Consider the following 16,650-nt stretch of genomic DNA (forward strand, 5'->3'; position numbering starts at 1 on the left):
TTTATGTAAGAACTTAGAAGGAGTTTCTGCCTCCTTCTGGGTATGCTATATTAAATCAAAGCCAATATCCTTTCGGTAATTCATGCTATCCCAATGGATATGGTCAATACTATCATAAGATTTTTTGAGGGCTTCTTCAATGGTATTACCAAAAGAGGTTATGGCCATGACACGACCGCCGTTGGTTACTATTTTATCATCTTTTGTCGTTGTCCCAGCATGAAAAACGGTTGAATTCTTTACCTTTTCCAACCCTAATATTTCTTTTCCTTTTTCATAACTTTCAGGATAACCTCCAGCAACTAACATTACGGTTGTAGCTGTTTGTGGATTAACCAAAAATGACTTTTCATGCAAGTTTTGATTGGCTACACCTTCAAATAATTCTAAAAGATCAGATTCTATTCTCGGTAACACCACTTCGGTTTCGGGATCGCCCATCCTTACGTTGTATTCCACTACAAAAGGGTCTCCTTTTATATTCATCAATCCAATAAAGATAAATCCACGGTAATCAATACCGTCTTTTTGTAAGCCGTTTATTGTAGGTTTAATTACACGTTCTTCAACTTTATGTAGGAAGTTTTCATCCGCAAACGGAACGGGAGATATAGCTCCCATGCCACCTGTATTTAATCCGGTATCACCTTCGCCAATTCGTTTATAATCTTTTGCCGATGGTAGAATTTTGTAACTCTTTCCATCAGTCAATACAAAAACGGAGAGTTCAATGCCATCCAAAAATTCCTCTATGACCACTTTGCTTGAAGCTTGGCCAAATTTTTGATTTGTAAGCATGTCGGTGAGTTCTGTTTTTGCCTCTTTAAGTGAATTTAAGATCAAAACGCCTTTTCCTCCAGCTAAACCGTCCGCTTTCAGTACATATGGAGGGTTTAAATTATCTAAGAAATTTTTGCCACCTTCCAAGGTCTCCTTGGTAAAAGATTTATATTTTGCTGTAGGAATACAGTGTTTTTCCATAAAGATTTTGGAAAAATCCTTACTACCCTCTAAGGTTGCTCCGTCTCTTTTAGGACCGATAACCGGAATATTTTGCAATTGCCCATCCTCCAAGAAAAAATCGTGTACACCAGCTACTAATGGTGCCTCAGGTCCAACAACAACCATATTTATTTTTTCGGAAATTACCAACTGCTTAACGGCATGGAAATCCGTTGAATCCAAGGCAATGTTTTTAGCAATTGACGCTGTACCTGCATTACCAGGAGCTACAAAAAGTTGGTTTATTTTTTTACTTTCTGAAAGTTTAGCAGCAAAAGCGTGTTCTCTTCCTCCAGAACCTAAAATCAAAATGTTCATTTTTTTCGTTTTTTAATATTCCATTTGTAAAAATACTGAAATACAGAAATGGTATGATAGGTAAATAATTTTAAATTTTTTAATGATCGCTTTTTAAGTACATGGACAATTTCCACATCGGGAAAATACAGTTTTTTAAATCCATGCTCATCCATTTTTTTACAAATATCGACATCTTCCATGTATAAAAAATACCTTTCGTCAAATCCTTTTAGTTTAATAAATACTTCCGTTTTAAATAACAGAAAACATCCATGTAAAAAATCAGGTTCAAAGGGCTGAGATAAATCGCTATCTCTATACTCACCTTCTTTAATAATTGAAGGGAAAACACTATTTAAAAAAGAAATTCTTCTTATAATTAATTCAGATAACGTTGGATATTTTCTACTTGTATATTGATGGTCTCCATTAGGAAATAATACCCTTGGGGATATCATTGCCGTTTTTTTATTTTCTTTAATTTTATCAATTAAGTTGGGAATTACATGAGGTTGAAAAGTAACATCAGGGTTTAAAACCAAATGATAATTAGAAAGATTTTTTATAGTATTAATTACTTTGTTGTGGGCTGCACCAAAACCAATGTTTTTGCCTATAAAGATGTAATCAATATCAGGGTGTATGAATTTTTCTTTTAACACATTCGTGGGTGAATTATCTACCAAAAATAATTTTTTAGACTGGGTAATACCCATAAAACTATCAATTGTCTTTGAAAGTTCAGCTACATTCTCATTGTATAAAACAATTGTAGCGGTTATAGTTTTATTTTTAGTGCTTTTGGCCATTAGTAGTTGCTTAATACGCTCTTTCTTCTAATTTAAAAAGGTTTAAGATGGTTTGAAATATAATTTTTAAATCTAAAAAAAATGACCAATTTTCAATATAATAAATATCTAAGCGTATCCTGTTTTCCATGTCTTTTTTATTTTGTATTTCACCTCTATATCCTCTTGCTTGTGCCAAACCAGTAATACCAGGTTTTACAAAATGCCTAACCATATATTTATCAATTTCTTTAGAATATTTTTTAGTATGTATTAGCATATGCGGTCTAGGACCAACCACACTCATATCACCAATAAGAACGTTAAAAAATTGTGGAAGCTCATCAATACTGGTTTTTCGAATAAACCTGCCCACTTTGGTAATTCGCCGGTCTTCTTTTTGTACTTGGACAATGTTAGCTTCTCGATTCATCTTCATGGAACGAAATTTATAACAATAAAAAACATTACCGTCTAACCCATCTCTTTCTTGCTTAAAAAATAAAGGGCCTTTTGATTCTAGTTTAATAATTATAAATAATATAGGTATAAGCCAAGTCATTACAAATATGATTATAAACAATGCAAAAACAATGTCAAAAATTCGTTTAATATATCTGATAATGGGCTTGTCAAATGGCAATTTTCTCAATGAAAGAACAGGGGTGTAATCAAAATACTCCAAGAACATTTCTTTACTAAATACATCTGTTACATCAGGAATCAATTTGAAAATTATCAGATTGTTTTCAGCAAAGTCAATAAATTTTTTAATTTGTTTTTGGCTCAATTCTGTGGTAGAACAATAAAGCTCATGTATCCCTTCACTTTTAATATAGTCAAAAGCATCGTTTATTTGACCTAAGTAGTTCTTTTGATTAGAGTTTTTATCTGAAAAATACCCCAATAATCTATAACCATATTCTGATCGTTCATTCAAAAAGCTAATAATTTTTTTTACATTTTCATTTTCACCAATAACAACTACTTTTCTATAATTACCTCCACCAACTCTATATTTTTTTAGAGCAAATAAAAACAACGTTCTAAAAAATGCAATTAAAATATATACAATAAGTAATATTTTAAGGTGATAAACAGTAACGCCAATTGTGTTAAAAACATTAATAAAGGCAAAATATGCCAAAGAAAAAATAATAATTTGACTAAAAAAACGAGTAATTACTTTTGGAGCTTTTAAAAGACGATGAAAGTTGTAAAATTTAGTAAAATAGCTAATACACAACCAACTGAAATTTATATAAAGAAGATGATAAAATTCAATTTTTTCTCTAAAAAAATAATACAGAATACCATTTATTATGATTAAATGGGCTAATGCTGATATGGGTTTTATAAATTTAGAGTATCTTTTTTTTTGTAACGGCATTAGTTCAGTTTAGCTCGTCAAAATTAAAGCTATTTTTATGATTTTTAATGTTGATAAAGGCAAAAAAGTTGATAATTAAGGAAAATAAGATTACACCTGACTGTTGTTCTAGAATGTTATCAAATAGCATAAGTATACTAAAGAATGATAATAGACTGAAGAAAAGTATGTTTTTTTGACCTAATGCTAGTTTAAAATTAACAAAAAGAAATAGGAAAAAGATGATAAGTCCAATTATTCCACAATCCAACCAAACACCAAGATATTGATTATGAGAATGATAAGATTTTTCCAATAATACATCTGAAGTTTGTGCGTAACAGTTGGCCAATTCATTTCTTACATCACCAATGCCATGACCAAATATGGGTTTTTCTTTTATCTTTTCGATGGCACATTTATAAATGCCAAAACGGATACTTGTAGAATTTGTATTTTCAATCTGGTTATAACTACGAGCAATAAAAACTTCTTTAAATCTTTTTTGAGTTACTGGTGCAACTAAAATCATTAACCCAACTGCTACTAGCCCAATCAGTACATATTTTTTCTGTTTTAGGCTTTTCACCCGATATACCATATAAACTACTGATGCTAAAACTAAAGCCAATAAAACCCCTTTTCTTGATAGGAATAAAAGCATGGAAAACAATAGGAATATCCCAACGAGTATCCCCATTTTATGCAATTTTCTTTTTAAAGTAAAAAGTAATTCTATCCCAAATAAAACTGAAATTGAAATAAACAAAGATGCATATATAGGGTGCTGACTTATGCCCCACATTTCGTGATTAAGGTGCGAATAATATAAATTAATATTCGTGTTTTGAGTTAGAAACCCAAGTTGATAAAAAAACAGTAGAATTAGATAGCAGTAAATAATTGAAACAACAAAATAGGTTGTTAAAAACAATCGGATTTGTTTAGGTGTAATATAAATCTTTGTAGTTGAAACCAAACCAAAAAGTATTGGAAAAATCAAAATAGAAAGCCTAGTTGTTAGGGTTTTATCAATATCTACAAAATTGTCAGTAAAAAATAGGCTTAGAATATAAAGTATGTACAAAGAGGCATAAAAAATAACTTTTTTAAAATTAAACGCTTGCTTTTTATTAGTAATAAAAGTGAAAAGAGCAATTGCAAAAAGTAAAATTACAGGCAATCCTTTTAGCCTATTGGGTGTTATGGGGAAAAAGGCAAAAAGTAGCAATCCATACAAAAAGAGGTTCTTTACTTTTTTCATTTAATTTGAACTTTCAATAACTTTATCAAAACTCACCTTAAAATCACTTAATATTTTTTGGCTAGAAAAATGAGTAGTAACATATTCTCTTGCATTTACACCCAATTCAGTTCCAAGTGCTGTATTATACATTAATTTTTCAATTGTAAATAAAACACCTTTTAAGTCATCTGATTTAAAATAATATCCGCCTTTGGATTCTTGTATTACTTCAGCAACCTCTGATTCTAGATTCCCAGTTATTATAGATGGTTTTTGACTAGCCATCATGGCTAAAATTTTAGAGGGCATAACTGTGTCAATACTATTTTCTTTTTGAAATAAGATATGAACGTCTGCACTACATAATAAATCAGAAAGTTCTCGATAAGAAACAGGATCATAGCATTTTACATGATTAAGCTTATGTAATTCTAAAATTAGCTTATCTTTTTTGGCACCATCTCCAACTACTACAAGTTCAACATTATTAAATCTTTTAAGCTCTTCGGCAAATTTTAAAAAGAAGTCCCAATCTTGTTTTTCACCTATATTGCCAGAATATAAAATTTTAAATTTATCGGATGACAAATATTTATGTTTCTGGTTTTTTTCAGGACCAATAAAATCAATATCTACCCAGTTTGGTAATAAATGGGTAGAAATATTTTTTGATTTTCTTTTAACTTTATTATACATGGCATTACTAATGGTGCTAATGGCATCTGCACGATTCAAGAGAAACCTTTCTATTTTGAACAATATTTTTAAAAAGAGATTGTTTTTCTTGATTAGATTTGATTCAATTGCGGCGTCTAACTCAAAATCTTGAATGTGAACCCACAATTTAGCTCTTTTTAATTTAGACAATAGTTTAGCAGGAATAATAGTGCTTGTAAATGGTATGATACATAGCACTAAATCAGTTTTCTTAATTTTTAAGATATTTATTAAACTTCCTAAAGTAAAATCAATTAAATGCAGAACTCTTTTAAAAAATGTGGGATTATTGGGGACATATTGTTTATATCGATAAACTTTAATGTTATTTATTGTTTCTTTAATAAACCTACTCTTTTTTAGATAATTTTTATTTATTTCCCATGCAGGATAATAGGGAAAACCAGTAATTATATTAACTTCAAATCCATTTTCAGATAAGTATTCTGCCAACTGTGTTGTGTATAAACCTATGGCAGTATCTTCAGGGTAGTAATTGACACCAATAATTGTGATCGTTTTATTCAAGCCGTTTTTTTATTGGTTTTGAAGGGTTTCCATAACAAACCCAGCCTTCAGGCATATCTTCAAAAACGTTACTTCTTGCTCCAATAACACATTGCTTATTAACTTTTACACCTGGAGCAACAAAGACGTCAGTAGCTAACCAACATTCATCAGATATCTCAATTCTTTCTTCAAAAATTGGAAAATCGACTTTTGTATAATCGTGTGATGCTGCACATAAATAAGATTTTTGAGAAATAACGGTATTTGAACCTATGATTATTTCGCCAAGGCTATATAATACAACATTATCTCCAATCCAGCTATAATCTCCAATTTGTATTTTCCACGGATAGGTTATTGTTGCAGATGGCCTTATAATAACTTTTTTCCCAATTTTAGCTCCAAATAACCTCAATAAAAATCTACGCCAACCATACAAAAATTGTGGTGATAGTTTGAAAAACAATGCATTGACAAACCTCCATAACTGCACGGTAAGAATACTTTTACCCCTGAAATTAGATGGGAGTTTGAAAAGATTTAGGTTCTGCATTATATTTAGTCTTCAAAGATATTTATTAGTGATTGTAAGAATACTTTTTCTGTAAAATTATTTTTAATATAATTAAAGTTATTAATCATAAGAGGTTCAAATTTAATCAAATTATCAGACACTATTTTTAATTTGTCTGCTATGTCTTCGGGTGAGTTTTTCTTTATATAAAAACCGTTTTTGTCGGAAAAAAAATCGGAAATTCCAGCGTGATTGGTTGTTAAGATTAGGTTTCCTGTTGCCATTGCCTCTAACAATGATATGGGTTGACCTTCCATTTTATAATAGGTTGGGAAGACAAACACATTAGATTCCAACAATAGTTTTTTCTTGTTTTCTCCCTTAACTACTCCTAAATAATCACAATTTTTAATTTTTGAAATTCTATTTAAAATTTCATCTTTTGTATTGTTAGCTATATTTCCAGCAAATTGAGCTGTAAATTTTATTTTTCTTTGTTGTAATATTTCCAAAGCATTCAACAAATCGAAAACACCTTTCTCGGTCATTAAATTACTAAGATAAACTATTCTTAACTCATCTTTGTATTTATTAAAAATGTTTTCATTGGTATTTTCAAGTAAATAATTATCGACATAATTATTTAAAATAGATATTTTCTGATTTGGTAAAAAAGGAGTGAGATTATCTTTTAATTTTTCTGACAAAACAATGCCTTTATCGGCTTTTTTTAAAATATTATAAAATATCTTTTTCTTAAGCCCTGATAGTAAATCGTATTGCGTCTTTAAATAATTACCATGTATATGAACAATAACTTTTTTATTTAAAAGTTTTGCAAAATAGATAAACGGTGCATATTTTAAAACACCATAAAAAGTTTGCCCAATAGTTAAATAAACGATATCAACTTTTATTATTTTATATAAGTAAAAGTAATTTATTAATTGACTAATTATTTTTGTAAAAGAAAATTTTCCAACTTTTTCAGTAAAAATGTTCCCTGAAGTGTTTAAATATGTAACGTTAATATTATACTTTACAGGTAATTCGTTAATAATTTTATCATTACAAATACTAACACCAGTTATGGGAGGTGATAAAGGGCCAATTAATAATAATGTTTTACTCATATAATACATTTTGATTTCTTTTCATAGCCATAGTTACCCAAAAGAGTGCTGAAGTCCAAAGAAATGAAGCCGCAGGAATTGAATATATGAAGATTAATACAAAGAGTATATTCCAAAAATTATGAATAGTGCTTGAGCCATAACGGATACTTTTTTTTATTGAGTTAAAGAAATCTACAATCAATAAAATCATAATAATTAGACCTAAAAATCCATATTTATGAATAAAAGCAAATGGCAATAGATGTATATTATGGATGGATTTTTCTCCCAACAAGGCTGAGCTAATAACAGCATTGTCTATAAAATATTTTCCATCAATTACCCCACCCAAGCCTGAGCCAAAAATAAAAGAAAATATATTTTCTGTCCATAAAGAAATTACTATCTGAGCCTCAATTAAGCGTTGAGATACAGATATATGGTAAGGGCTGGAATAATCTATACCTTCATTAATAATATCTAGCATTTGGCTTAGCCTAAAATAGATTTCAGAATTTTCAGAGAAAAAATTTAGAGAAAGAGTTATGATTTCTTGATAAGTCGTCAGTATTAAGATTAAAATTAAAGTGATAATAATGATACGATCCAATTTTTTAAAATATATAGATAATCTGTAAATAAAATATAATAATAGCATTGCCATAAAAACCAATAGCAAAGCTCTATTTGAATTAGATACTTCTAAAAAAAAAGGAATTAGGGCTATGATGGATTTCAAATATTTTTTTTCAATCAAATAAAAATAAGACAAGCTTATTAAAACTATAAATAAAATAGACGGGACTGTTAAGTCAAAAAGTATTACCAGATAACTTAAAATAATAATTACAGTTGCATACCAGTTAATTGTGTCAAAATCTAACTTTTTTTTAAATTTTAACATATTGGAAATTATAATGTATATCAATATTCCAAATGCAATATATACAAAATCAGCTATTAAATAAACTAATGGGTTTGCCAGCAAAATACCGTATAACAGCTCTATACAAGTAAATCCGAACCATAAAGATACAATTATGTCCTCAATAAACATGACACTTGTATTCTTTAAAGTCAATTTTTTTAAAAGAATTTCAGTAAGAAAATAGAAAAAAGTAAAAATAATATTCGACAGTCTATAATAGGGAATTGCCGCAAAACCTGATATACCAAATAGATCAAAAACCTGTATGGCTATTATTTGAAAAATAAATAATGAAACTATATAATTAAATATCTTATTATTTATTTTTTTTACTTTCAAAAGCACTTATTTTATTGAATTAGTAAATATTTTACGCTTAAAAGTATAATATAACCTGATGCTAACTAGGGCAAAATCAGAAATAATCCTTAAATAGACTAAATTCCAGAAAGTAACTTTGTCTAACACTGTTAAAATTGCCACAAAGGCAATATACAAAATGGACGATAGAATTAAAGAATAATTGAATTCTTTATGGAAATCAAATGCAACAAGCGTACAAGTGCCCAACATAAAAGTAACGGCAACCATTGGGGTAATTAAAGCCAAAGCCCTTAAAACATCTGCATATTTTGTCATTTCCTGCCCACCGAACAGACCCAACAATTGTTCAGAAAACTGATAGAGAACTGCCATAAAAATAAGCCCTAATACAAAACTGCCCCAAATTAATTTTTTTAATACATTTTTATTTTTATTTCGCGATATGGTAGGAAATACGGCCTGTTGCAACATATCAAACGGAATAATGGATACTAGCACTATTTTTAGTGCTACATCAAAACCCGTAACATAATCCATTGTAAAATAAATTCCGATTAAAAAAATGGTGGCAAAGTTAAAGGTAAGTGATAAAAATCGACCTAAAAAGAACATATAAGCCTCTTGGACAAATTGTCTTAACACCTCAAATTTGACCCGTATAAATTTAAAATTATACTTTTTTAACAGGGTAACATAACCCAAAAAACCCATAATACTATTGGAAATGACAATTAGTATGACATGAAGTATTAGATCACTACTCGATTTAACCAATAAAATAGTACCTATTATCAACAATACCCTTGAAAACACTACGATAAATGTGGCGGGTTTTAACTTTTCAATGCCCTGAAAATACCATATTGGAAAAAACACTTCGCCAATACCCATTAACAACATCAAAAATAAAATACTTTTATGTAGGGCGAAAGGATTAAAAAAAGAGAGTATAAAAAGGGTTGTGAAACTTAAAATCAGTAATAAAAGTTTTATGGTAAAAATGGAAGATGTAATTTGATTTATTTTTTCGTTATTATCCTTGTTTTCAACAATATACTTAGCCGCATAAATGTTAAATCCAAAATTGACAAACATTATAAAATATTGTATAACGGCATCCGACCAAGTTAAGATACCATAGCTGAATTCGCCTAACACACGAACCAAGTAGGCAACCAACAGAAATTTTATACCAATATTAAAAACTCTTAAAAAAGTTAAATAGGAAAGGTTTTTTAGAATAATGGAATTATCAGGCGATATTGATTTAATTTTTTTAATCACAGAACTTATGCTTCAAAATAGTTTTAAAAACCAGATGAGAATCATTCCAAGTATAAGTTCTAACATAAAGGAATTGAGATTATCATTTGCTCTCAACGAAATTCTTTAAATACTTATTCCATTGCCTAAACAAAATAAACAACAACATCAGTAAACCAAACCCAACTCCTAGTAAAAAAGTATATTTTTTTAAAAGATCTCTTTCTTTCACGCCTACTTTACTAAAAGCTGAAACCACATTTAAAATATCTGTAGTTTCAGCTTTGGCCTTATTGTTACTGATTAAGTCTTTATTAAGCTCTAAACTTTCATTAAATAACTCTAGCTCGTTTGTTTTTTTAGCACCTTGAGCTAAGGTTATATTAGTTCCCGTTTCTGATTTTTTAGCTTCAGTGATTAAAACCTCATTGTAAATATTTCTCAACGTATCAACTTCACTTAAAGATTTGATTAAAACATTTTCATTTTGCTGTAAGTTTTGATCGTTAATCTTTTTTTGATTTTTAAAATAAGGATTACTCTCAACAGAGTTTATGATAGGCACACTCAATTTTTCAAAAATACCATTGTTTAAAGATTTAACTTTAATCTGATGATATTTATAATCAAAATCCGTAAATCCTTTTTTAAATTCCTTAAAATCTACTCTACTAACAGTGGCTGTATCTACCTCATCAATAAATTTATCGAAAAGCTCATATTTTTCATTTTCGTTTCTAATAGGTTTGATGTAGAAGCCCTTCAATTTAGCTGCTTCACTTACAGAAATATTCAAAGCTTCTGCCAATAAAACAGAATCTTTTTGTTTTACTAATTCATGATAGAATTCAATGTTTTTATACAATTGCTGTGCACTATTAAAATTGTGTTCAACAATCATGGTAGAGGAGTATTTTTGGGGCTGAGTCAAGTCTAAAGCCAAACCTGCAATAGCACCGATTAAAATAGCTGCTCCTAATTTTACAGCATTATTTCTTATAAATACCAAAGCTAAAATCAGTAAATTAAAAATACTAATAAAGAATCTGCCTATAGCGTTAAAAAGATTTTGAAACCCTTTCCCAATTACTTTAAATAGACTCCCTAAATCTACTTCTTCATCCTTTTGTATATTTTGCTTGCTCATTTTTACTAAATTTAAGCTGAAAAAATTTGTTCTAATATTTTTTGGGTAATTGCGTATGTTGGTCTTACTCCGCTAGTTCCTAGTCCCCCAGAGGCTAATGTACTTCCAGTTTCCAAAGGATTGTCCGAAGCGTAGTATGCGTATCTTACTTTTACGTTTTCAGATATATTTCCCCTAATTTTTGACGCAGATTGTATTGCTTTCTGATAATGAGCCCCTTCCATTTCCAAACCAATAGCCCGCCAAGTAGAGTTGTGAAAAAATTCTAGTAAGTCTTTATTTTGCAAGGAAGTTCCCAGTACGGTAACCATTGATCCCTCATAAACATTTACACCAAAACCTTCTAAATCTTGTTTTTTAAGCTCGTTGGTAAACGGATAATTATCTGCAGTACCTTCAAAAATATGTGCGGACGGAATCATAATGTCACCTTTTCCACCTTTTAAGATGCCGGCTTTACCCATTATGGAAACAGACTCTATATTTAAATGATGTAATTTACCTTTCTCACAACTGTATGGTTTTAACAATTCGTCCATAGTTTCAAAAGCCTGTTCGCCAAAAGCATAATCCATTACAATAAGAATAGGTTTATTGTTTTTAGTTAAATTTTTGGGAAAAGAATACCCTGAGTTTTTAAAATCAATTTTTGCAGTATCTATAATCTGAACATTAATATTGGTACCAGAAGTGTCTTTTACATAAATCAACCCTTTTTTAGAGGCTTGTTCTTTTACTTTTTTTTGTAACTCTGAATTTACCTCATTGCTCAAAAGCTCAAACAAAGCTACGTCTTTATGTTCTTTAGCTTCTTTGGCTAGTATAATGGGTGCGTAAATGGAATTCATAACACTATGCATATTAGCACTAATAATATGAATGGGTCTGTCCAATAATGCGTTTTTATCCAATACCTTTTTAATATTCTGTGCCCATTTATCACCATAGATATGATGTCCTATGCGTTCTCTCAAAAAGGAACTAAATATAATCGTTCTTTTTTTGTTTAATAGTGTTTCGTTCAGTGCCAATTTGCCCATCCAAAAAATACAATTGAAAAATTTATTAGGGTTTTTGGTTGTTGAAAAACTGTCGGCTATTTTTTTTACCTCTTTAAAGGTTCTTCCTAAAATGTTGGCTAAATGTGTAATCAGTACTTCCCTTTCATTGTCAGATAGCTTTTTATTATTGATAACGACATTTTCCAAATGTTCCCATTCTCTAATAGTAATGCCTTCTTCATCAATAAGAATATTATTTTTTATTTTATGCGATTCAATAAAAAGAAAGGTCAAATGTGTCAAAACATCGTAAATATCAGAACGCCCTCGGGTAATTTCGATATTCATTTGGTCTTTATCAATTCTGTAGCAATTTCTACGTCTTTTTTTTGGTATTATAGGTGTAAAATGTGAATTTTTATAACCTTCATCAGAAGTTAGGTTTATAAACTGACACTCTTCAATACCTTCAGGTAGCCTTTCAATTACATATAATAAACCGTCTAGCTCTATATTTACATCGGCAACTGAACCATATATTTCTGGTCTTAATAGAAGTAACGACTCACGCAAGGTTTGCCCAGAAATGCCCATAGGTTTGTAAAAACCGCGATTGAACAAGTGCCGCATAGCAGTGTACATGCGTTCAATGGCATTAGAAGATTCTTGTGATTTGGTTGGTTTTAAGGTAGTCATTCAAAATATTTGAACAAAGATACCAAAATACTTACTAAAAAATTATTTTAATATGTTTTGATATTTGCTTTCATCCTTTAAGATTTGCAAGGCCTCAATAATTGCCTTGTCATGAGTTGCTTTATGGATATATTCTCCTTTTTTATAATAATATCGTCTTACAATTTCGTTGGTTAAAGCATCTTTAATTTCAGATTTATTTTGTGATAATTCTTTAATTTTTTCACTATTAATTTTTGAAATTAGGTTTTGATATTCTTTGTTTATACTAGTGCTATAGCCCTCCTTTTCAGCAGTTTTTATAACATCTGCTAGCTTACCATCAGTAGCCGTTTTGAAAACATCCTTATTCTCGGACAAGAAGTCAATAAAATTTTGATAATCAGAATCTTTAAGGATAAATTCTTCGGTACTTTCAATAGTTTTATTTTCGTTTGCAAAAATAGTAGCAAATTTAAAAATAGCATCAGATTTTAATAGAGCATCAGTAGCATTGGTCCTTTTCATTTTAGCTAATTTAATGTCGGGTTCTATACCTCCACCATCGTAAACTGTTCTGCCATTTTGAGTTTTAAAAGCATTCCGCTTAATTTCTGAAAATTTAGGAACTTCTCCATTTTCATTTTTATGTGTATAATCTAATTCTTGAATACACCTTCCACTAGGAGTATAATATTTTGATATAGTCAATTTTAATTGCGTTCCATAAGTTAGTTTTCTATATCGTTGCACTAACCCTTTTCCAAAAGAACGCTCACCAATGATTACGGCTCTGTCTAAATCTTGCAATGAGCCTGCAACAATTTCTGAAGCGGAAGCAGAATAACGGTCAATTAAAACTGCAATAGGAATTTCTAAATCTATTGGTTCTCTTTTAGTTTTATAGGTATCACTCCATTTTTTTACTTTGGCTTTAGTAGTTACAACAACTTCATTCTTTGGCACAAAAAAGTTAGTAATTTCAACTGCTTCGTTTAATAGCCCCCCTAGGTTTCCTCTAATGTCCAACACCAATTTGGTCATACCCTGTGTTTTTAAATCTTCAAATGCTGCTTTAACACTAGAAGATGCCTTGGTGTTAAATTTAATAAACGAAATATAACCTACTTGATCATCTAGCATTCTATAGTGAGGTACGGGGTCAAATTCATTTGCTTCTCTTGTAATAGTCGCTGTAACAGTTTTGTCTTGCCTTTTTAATTGTAAGGTAACTTTAGAATTGGGATTTCCGTTAAGCATAGATATGGCATCTATTGCAGGGACTTTACTCAAAGCAAGTTCGTTAATCTTTATAATTTCATCACCAGCTTTTAAACCCGCTTTGTCGGCTGCGGCACCTTCATAGGGTTCAGCAATATATAATTTATCATCTATTATTTTAGTACTAGCACCAATGCCGCCATTATCAGATGCTGCATTTATTCTTGCCTTTTCCACGCCTTGTTCATCATAGAACCGAGTATAAGGATCTAGCTCCTTTAACATATTGTCAATAGCTGTTTCTGTCAACTCCGCAGGATTGGTTTCGTCTATATAATACATGTTCAATTCTTTGAACAATGTGGTGTAGATTTCAATTTGTTTGGCGACTTCAAAAAAGTCGGATTTATATCCTACCGAAACTGTTAAAACAGTAATCAGTATGGCGATAATTCCTAGTTGTTTAATCTTCTTCATGTTATCAAGACTTGATTTTTTCTAAAAACTTTTTTAATAAAAATATTAATTTTTCTTCTATTTCAACGTATTTTAACTCGTTTTCGTCTGTATAGGTAAACATAATGATATGCTTTTCTTCAATGCCATTGTGCAATAGGTGCTTATTTTTGCGATATGCTTCTCTCATCAAGCGTTTTATTCTGTTTCTGTCAACTGCTTTTTTAAACTTGCGTTTTGGAGCAGAAAACGCAACTTGAATTGGGTAGTTTGAAGAATGTTCCATTTGCAGATAAACCAACCGTAACGGAAATTTTGACAAGGATTTTCCTTCTTCAAATAATGTTTCGATTAACCTTTTATTTTTAAGCTTTTCTTCTTTTTTTAGTGTATGTCTCACATAAACAAAAGTAGTCAATAAACAATTTAGAAAAAAACTTAATAAAATGACTTAAATCGTTACTTTTGAATATTAAAATTTAAGCCAATGTCACAAGATTTATTTCAAGCTCCCGATTATTACCAATTGGACGATTTATTAGAAGATGAGCATAAATTAGTAAGAGATGCTGCTAGGGAATGGGTAAAACGAGAGGTTTCTCCGATTATTGAAGAATATGCACAAAAAGCTGAATTCCCAGAACAAATTATTAATGGATTGGCAGAAATAGGTGCTTTTGGCCCTTATATTCCCGAAGAATACGGAGGTGCAGGCTTAGATCAGATCTCTTATGGACTAATAATGCAAGAAATTGAACGAGGTGATTCTGGAGTACGTTCTACCGCGTCGGTACAATCATCATTAGTGATGTACCCTATCTGGAAATATGGCACTGAAGAACAATGCAAAAAATACCTACCAAAATTAGCTTCAGGTGAATTTATGGGTTGTTTTGGACTGACCGAGCCTGATCATGGCTCAAACCCATCAGGAATGGTAACCAATTTTAAAGATAAAGGAGATCATTATCTATTAAACGGTGCTAAAATGTGGATTTCCAATGCTCCATTTGCAGGTATAGCAGTAGTTTGGGCTAAAGATGAAACGGGAAGAATTCATGGACTTATTGTTGAGCGTGGCATGGAAGGCTTCACAACACCAGAAACACATAATAAATGGTCACTACGAGCTTCAGCAACGGGCGAATTGATTTTTGATAACGTGAAAGTGCCAAAAGAAAATATATTGCCAAAAAAATCGGGCCTTGGTGCTCCTTTAGGGTGTCTAGATTCTGCTAGATATGGTATTGCTTGGGGAGCTATAGGTGCAGCTATGGATTGTTATGATACTGCTTTAAGATATTCAAAAGAACGTATGCAGTTTGGTAAACCTATTGGTGCATTTCAATTACAACAAAAAAAATTGGCCGAAATGATTACCGAAATTACCAAAGCACAATTATTGGCTTGGCGACTGGGTGTATTGCGTAATGAAGGTAAAGCCACATCTGCCCAAATATCTATGGCAAAACGGAATAATGTTCATATGGCTTTGAAAATTACCAGACAAGCAAGACAAATGTTGGGCGGTATGGGCATTACTGGAGAATATTCTATTATGCGGCATATGATGAATCTGGAATCGGTAATAACCTATGAAGGCACACATGATATCCATTTACTTATTACCGGTCTGGATGTAACAGGATTGAATGCTTTCAAATAATTTTGTTATATATTTGATAAGTGAAGTATATTATCATTTCAACCGTATTCTTTCTAAGTTATCAACTAAATGCTCAACCCCTTTTTTCCGAGAATGGACATCCAGAACACGTTATTGTCGGAGCAATAATAGGGGGAGGTACTTCCTATTTAGTTTACAGAAAAACAAACAACAAATTTAAAGCTTGGTTAATAGGGGCAGCAACTGCTGCTACAATAGGTTATATAAAAGAGGCTGTTGACCCTAAATGGTTTAACGGTGTTAGAAGTAAAAAAGATTTTCAGTACAGTGTATTAGGTGGTGTAATCGGTGCAAGTATAGTTATACCGTTAAAACGCAGAAAGCCGAAAAAAACGCCAAATATAGATGCGGCTTTTAATCAAGAAAAACCAGTTTTTGATTAAAGGT

The 16,650-nt window shown here is 30.6% G+C and carries 15 protein-coding genes; 2 read left to right on the forward strand and 13 right to left on the reverse strand.

Features of this window, described 5'->3' with window-relative positions; translation table 11 throughout:
- Positions 1 to 45 precede the first annotated feature (45 nt).
- The 13 genes from purD to rnpA form a co-directional block, all read right to left on the reverse strand.
- Positions 46 to 1,320, reverse strand: a complete 1,275-nt coding sequence (gene purD / locus U5A88_RS15215) for a phosphoribosylamine--glycine ligase (RefSeq protein ID WP_354207867.1) — start codon at positions 1,318 to 1,320, stop codon at positions 46 to 48.
- Positions 1,317 to 2,111, reverse strand: a complete 795-nt coding sequence (locus tag U5A88_RS15220; protein WP_354207869.1) for a glycosyltransferase family 2 protein — start codon at positions 2,109 to 2,111, stop codon at positions 1,317 to 1,319. The genes purD and U5A88_RS15220 overlap by 4 nt, the downstream gene beginning before the upstream one ends.
- A 10-nt stretch (positions 2,112 to 2,121) precedes the next feature.
- The gene (locus tag U5A88_RS15225) at positions 2,122 to 3,480 is read right to left on the reverse strand and encodes an undecaprenyl-phosphate glucose phosphotransferase (RefSeq protein ID WP_354207871.1); all 1,359 of its coding nucleotides are present in this window, start codon (positions 3,478 to 3,480) and stop codon (positions 2,122 to 2,124) included.
- Positions 3,481 to 3,484: 4 nt separating this feature from the next.
- Complete coding sequence (locus U5A88_RS15230; RefSeq protein WP_354207873.1) at positions 3,485 to 4,723, reverse strand: O-antigen ligase family protein; 1,239 nt, start codon at positions 4,721 to 4,723, stop codon at positions 3,485 to 3,487.
- Positions 4,724 to 5,950 carry a WcaI family glycosyltransferase gene (locus tag U5A88_RS15235; protein WP_354207875.1) on the reverse strand — a complete coding sequence of 409 codons (1,227 nt, stop codon included), beginning with the start codon at positions 5,948 to 5,950 and terminating at the stop codon, positions 4,724 to 4,726.
- Positions 5,943 to 6,485 carry a putative colanic acid biosynthesis acetyltransferase gene (locus tag U5A88_RS15240; protein ID WP_354207876.1) on the reverse strand — a complete coding sequence of 181 codons (543 nt, stop codon included), beginning with the start codon at positions 6,483 to 6,485 and terminating at the stop codon, positions 5,943 to 5,945. The genes U5A88_RS15235 and U5A88_RS15240 overlap by 8 nt, the downstream gene beginning before the upstream one ends.
- A gap of 5 nt (positions 6,486 to 6,490) precedes the next feature.
- Complete coding sequence (locus U5A88_RS15245; RefSeq protein ID WP_354207878.1) at positions 6,491 to 7,579, reverse strand: glycosyltransferase family 4 protein; 1,089 nt, start codon at positions 7,577 to 7,579, stop codon at positions 6,491 to 6,493.
- Positions 7,572 to 8,828: a hypothetical protein gene (locus tag U5A88_RS15250; RefSeq protein ID WP_354207880.1), complete on the reverse strand. Its 1,257-nt coding sequence runs from the start codon at positions 8,826 to 8,828 to the stop codon at positions 7,572 to 7,574. The genes U5A88_RS15245 and U5A88_RS15250 overlap by 8 nt, the downstream gene beginning before the upstream one ends.
- Positions 8,829 to 8,834: 6 nt before the next feature.
- Positions 8,835 to 10,097 carry an oligosaccharide flippase family protein gene (locus tag U5A88_RS15255; RefSeq protein ID WP_354207882.1) on the reverse strand — a complete coding sequence of 421 codons (1,263 nt, stop codon included), beginning with the start codon at positions 10,095 to 10,097 and terminating at the stop codon, positions 8,835 to 8,837.
- An 82-nt stretch (positions 10,098 to 10,179) separates the two neighbouring features.
- Positions 10,180 to 11,223: a hypothetical protein gene (locus U5A88_RS15260; protein ID WP_354207883.1), complete on the reverse strand. Its 1,044-nt coding sequence runs from the start codon at positions 11,221 to 11,223 to the stop codon at positions 10,180 to 10,182.
- Between the two features lie 11 nt (positions 11,224 to 11,234).
- Positions 11,235 to 12,920, reverse strand: a complete 1,686-nt coding sequence (locus U5A88_RS15265; RefSeq protein ID WP_354207884.1) for a DUF6909 family protein — start codon at positions 12,918 to 12,920, stop codon at positions 11,235 to 11,237.
- 42 nt (positions 12,921 to 12,962) lie between these two features.
- Positions 12,963 to 14,597 carry a S41 family peptidase gene (locus tag U5A88_RS15270; protein ID WP_354207886.1) on the reverse strand — a complete coding sequence of 545 codons (1,635 nt, stop codon included), beginning with the start codon at positions 14,595 to 14,597 and terminating at the stop codon, positions 12,963 to 12,965.
- Between the two features lie 4 nt (positions 14,598 to 14,601).
- Entirely contained in the window at positions 14,602 to 14,976 is a 375-nt protein-coding gene (rnpA, locus tag U5A88_RS15275) for a ribonuclease P protein component (RefSeq protein ID WP_354207888.1), read from the reverse strand.
- 87 nt (positions 14,977 to 15,063) lie between these two features.
- Between rnpA and U5A88_RS15280 the strand changes: the two genes are divergently transcribed.
- Both U5A88_RS15280 and U5A88_RS15285 read left to right on the forward strand, forming a co-directional pair.
- A complete protein-coding gene (locus U5A88_RS15280) occupies positions 15,064 to 16,242 on the forward strand; it encodes an acyl-CoA dehydrogenase family protein (protein ID WP_354207890.1) in 1,179 nt (392 codons plus the stop codon).
- A gap of 20 nt (positions 16,243 to 16,262) precedes the next feature.
- Entirely contained in the window at positions 16,263 to 16,646 is a 384-nt protein-coding gene (locus U5A88_RS15285; RefSeq protein WP_354207892.1) for a hypothetical protein, read from the forward strand.
- The last annotated feature ends 4 nt before the right edge of the window (positions 16,647 to 16,650 follow it).

The organism is Aureibaculum sp. 2308TA14-22 (genome assembly GCF_040538665.1).
Lineage (GTDB): Bacteria > Bacteroidota > Bacteroidia > Flavobacteriales > Flavobacteriaceae > Aureibaculum.

Bases quoted from the DNA above. Each gene is read 5' to 3' on its own strand.
- purD (WP_354207867.1), bottom strand. From the start codon at position 1,320: ATGAACATTTTGATTTTAGGTTCTGGAGGAAGAGAACACGCTTTTGCT.
- U5A88_RS15220 (WP_354207869.1), bottom strand. From the start codon at position 2,111: ATGGCCAAAAGCACTAAAAATAAAACTATAACCGCTACAATTGTTTTA.
- U5A88_RS15225 (WP_354207871.1), bottom strand. From the start codon at position 3,480: ATGCCGTTACAAAAAAAAAGATACTCTAAATTTATAAAACCCATATCA.
- U5A88_RS15230 (WP_354207873.1), bottom strand. From the start codon at position 4,723: ATGAAAAAAGTAAAGAACCTCTTTTTGTATGGATTGCTACTTTTTGCC.
- U5A88_RS15240 (WP_354207876.1), bottom strand. From the start codon at position 6,485: ATGCAGAACCTAAATCTTTTCAAACTCCCATCTAATTTCAGGGGTAAA.
- U5A88_RS15245 (WP_354207878.1), bottom strand. From the start codon at position 7,579: ATGAGTAAAACATTATTATTAATTGGCCCTTTATCACCTCCCATAACT.
- U5A88_RS15260 (WP_354207883.1), bottom strand. From the start codon at position 11,223: ATGAGCAAGCAAAATATACAAAAGGATGAAGAAGTAGATTTAGGGAGT.
- U5A88_RS15265 (WP_354207884.1), bottom strand. From the start codon at position 12,920: ATGACTACCTTAAAACCAACCAAATCACAAGAATCTTCTAATGCCATT.
- U5A88_RS15270 (WP_354207886.1), bottom strand. From the start codon at position 14,597: ATGAAGAAGATTAAACAACTAGGAATTATCGCCATACTGATTACTGTT.
- U5A88_RS15280 (WP_354207890.1), top strand. From the start codon at position 15,064: ATGTCACAAGATTTATTTCAAGCTCCCGATTATTACCAATTGGACGAT.